Below are 2,560 nucleotides of genomic sequence, written 5' to 3'. Positions count from 1 at the left end.
GCGATTTATTTTTACTTAAAAAGTAATGTATGTAATTCACACTTCGACGATTAAATTCGTGGAGTTAATCCATACAATATAAATTGAATCGTATTTTCAATTTCTTCTTCATCATTCCATTTTTCTTCAGGCAATAATAAAAATCGTGTTAATAATAAACCTAATACAGCTGATAAAGTAAGACGTAGTACGGAAGATGGTGGTATCTCAATAATCTCTCCTTCTTCTTGAAATTTCACAATCAACTTTTTGAAATGTGAAAACAGTTCTGTTTCTACTAATTGCTGTATTTCATTTTTTAGTTCTGGTTGAAATGGTACTTCTTGAATTAATATTTTTATCATAGGAAAGTGTTTTTGAGCAAATTTAAATCTATTATGAATTACAACCCTTAAAAGTCCTTCATACGATTCATACTCTGATTTAAATATTTCTTTTGCAAAGGTTTGTACGAAAAATGGTGCAGCGAACTTAGTTAAAGTTGGCATTACGACCGCTAGTAATAAATCTTTTTTCGTCTTATAGTAGCGGAAGATGGTTCCTTCCGCTACACCAGCACGCTTTGCAATTTCACTTGTTGAAGTTGAAGCGTATCCTTTTTCTCCAAACATATCAACAGCCGCCTCTAATATTCGCATTTGACGTTCATTTCGTTTATCCGTATTAGTTGCAGCTATTAATTCCTCCAGCCAATCCTTCTGCATTTATAAAGCTCCTTTTTGTCATTATTATATTTTGCGATGTTTCTTTAAAGCAAATACATTTCCTACTGCAAATAATAGTGAAAAAAGTAATAACACAGTAAGATCTAATGCAATCTCTGTAAACCCTTGATTCCGAATCATCACTTGTCTCATTGCGTCAGCGCCGTATGTGAGTGGAAATGCTTTCCCTAACATTTGGAGCCACTTATTCATAGATTCCATTGGAAACAATCCAGAAAAGAAGATTTGTGGCACTATAACAAGCGGTATAAATTGAATCATTTGAAATTCATTATTTGCGTATGCCGATAAAAACGTACCTAATGTTAGTGCAGTTAAAGAGAGCATACATGTAATAAGTAGCGTTAGCCATATGGAGCCAGCTACGTATAAATCTAAAATATAAACGGAAAAGCTTACGATAATAATGGATTGTATAAAGGCAAAGATTCCAAAACCAATAATATAACCTGCGACTATTTCCCATCTTCTTACTGGGGTGGATAATAACCTTTCTAGCGTACCACTTAAACGTTCTCTTACGAAAGATACACCTGATAATATAAATACAAAGAAAAATGTAAAGAAACCAATTAATACAGGACCAAGCCCATCAAACATCGTAAAGTCTTTAGAGCCATGTAAATAATTTACTTCAGGTTTCATAATCGATACATCATTCTTCTCTGTGCTTTTTTGCAATACTTGAAGTACAGCACGATTTTTTGACGAATCACTACCTTCCAACAGAAGTTTCATTTTTCCATTCTCTATACGAAATACTGCATCTACTTTTTGTTTTTCCAACTCAGAAATCGCCTTTTCCTTACTGTATTCATAAATTGACGCTTCTTGATTTTTCATCATTTTTACTATTTGAGCGGGCATATCAACAACAGCAATTTGCGGTATATAGTCTTTCTGTGTAAACACTAGTGACAAAAGCCAAAGTAATAACATCGGTGCTCCAAACATCATTGCTAACGAACGCTTATCTCGAAAAAATTGACGAATAATACGTATAATTACACCAGTAACTCTCATGATGGCACCACCTCTTCTAGCAAAAAGACATCTTCAATCCGTCCAGATGACACGCGTTTTTTCAATTCTTCAGTTGTTCCAACCGCAACTAGTTTCCCTTCTCTAATTAACCCTAGACGCTCACAAAATTCAGCTTCATCCATAATGTGCGTCGTTACAATAATCGTTGTGCCTTTCTTTTTAAGATCATAAAATTTTTCCCAAATCGTTTTTCTAAGAAGCGGATCTATCCCCACTGTAGGCTCATCTAAAATTAATATTTCTGGTTCGTGAAGGAGCGCTATTGCTAATGATAAGCGTTTTTTCATTCCACCTGAAAATTGTTGTACTTGCTTTTTCATATACTGAGACAATTGTACAAGTTCAAAAACCTCTGCAATTCTTGTCTTTTTACGTTTTCCCTTTAGTCCATACATCGTTGCTATAAAATCTGCATTTTCATATGCTGACAATTCTTCGTATAATGCATCCGCCTGAGCCATATAACCAATTCTTTTCATTTCATTTAAATTAGGCATATTAGTATTATTAACAAGCACTTCACCTTTCGTTGCCTCATTAATACCTGCAATCATTTTAATGAGCGTTGTTTTCCCCGATCCAGAAGGTCCAACAAAACCAAAAATTTCTGCTTTTTCAACTTGCAATGAAAGATTGTGTAACACTTCTTTTTTTCCAAAACTTTTTGATACAGTCCGTAAAATAATTGAAGGTTGTTGCATGTTTCATCCTCCTTTTCCAATAAAATGAGTGAGTACTCACTTTTATTTTACCCTTGCTTAATTATATGTCAAACTTCATTGATTAGTATG

The 2,560-nt window shown here is 33.8% G+C and carries 3 protein-coding genes; all 3 read right to left on the bottom strand.

Annotated elements, in window-relative coordinates:
• Window positions 1-50: 50 nt before the first annotated feature.
• The 3 genes from ACQGS6_RS26295 to ACQGS6_RS26285 are packed head-to-tail and all read right to left on the bottom strand — an operon-like array spanning window position 51 to window position 2,470.
• Window positions 51-704 carry a TetR/AcrR family transcriptional regulator gene (locus ACQGS6_RS26295; protein ID WP_001168193.1) on the bottom strand — a complete coding sequence of 218 codons (654 nt, stop codon included), beginning with the start codon at window positions 702-704 and terminating at the stop codon, window positions 51-53.
• A 24-nt stretch (window positions 705-728) separates the two neighbouring features.
• On the bottom strand, window positions 729-1,748 hold the full coding sequence (locus tag ACQGS6_RS26290; RefSeq protein WP_001266717.1) for an ABC transporter permease: 1,020 nt from the start codon (window positions 1,746-1,748) through the stop codon (window positions 729-731).
• The gene (locus tag ACQGS6_RS26285; RefSeq protein ID WP_001187071.1) at window positions 1,745-2,470 is read right to left on the bottom strand and encodes an ABC transporter ATP-binding protein; all 726 of its coding nucleotides are present in this window, start codon (window positions 2,468-2,470) and stop codon (window positions 1,745-1,747) included. Before ACQGS6_RS26285 ends, ACQGS6_RS26290 begins: the two co-directional genes overlap by 4 nt.
• Between the last annotated feature and the right edge of the window lie 90 nt (window positions 2,471-2,560).

The sequence above is a fragment of the Bacillus sp. GMs2/2 genome, assembly GCF_050172095.1.
GTDB classification, from domain to species: Bacteria; Bacillota; Bacilli; order Bacillales; family Bacillaceae_G; genus Bacillus_A; species Bacillus_A cereus.
This window is presented reverse-complemented; position numbering and strand designations above follow the sequence as displayed.

Excerpts from the sequence above, each read along its gene's own strand:
- ACQGS6_RS26295 (WP_001168193.1), bottom strand. The coding sequence starts at position 704 with ATGCAGAAGGATTGGCTGGAGGAATTAATAGCTGCAACTAATACGGAT.
- ACQGS6_RS26290 (WP_001266717.1), bottom strand. The coding sequence starts at position 1,748 with ATGAGAGTTACTGGTGTAATTATACGTATTATTCGTCAATTTTTTCGA.
- ACQGS6_RS26285 (WP_001187071.1), bottom strand. The coding sequence starts at position 2,470 with ATGCAACAACCTTCAATTATTTTACGGACTGTATCAAAAAGTTTTGGA.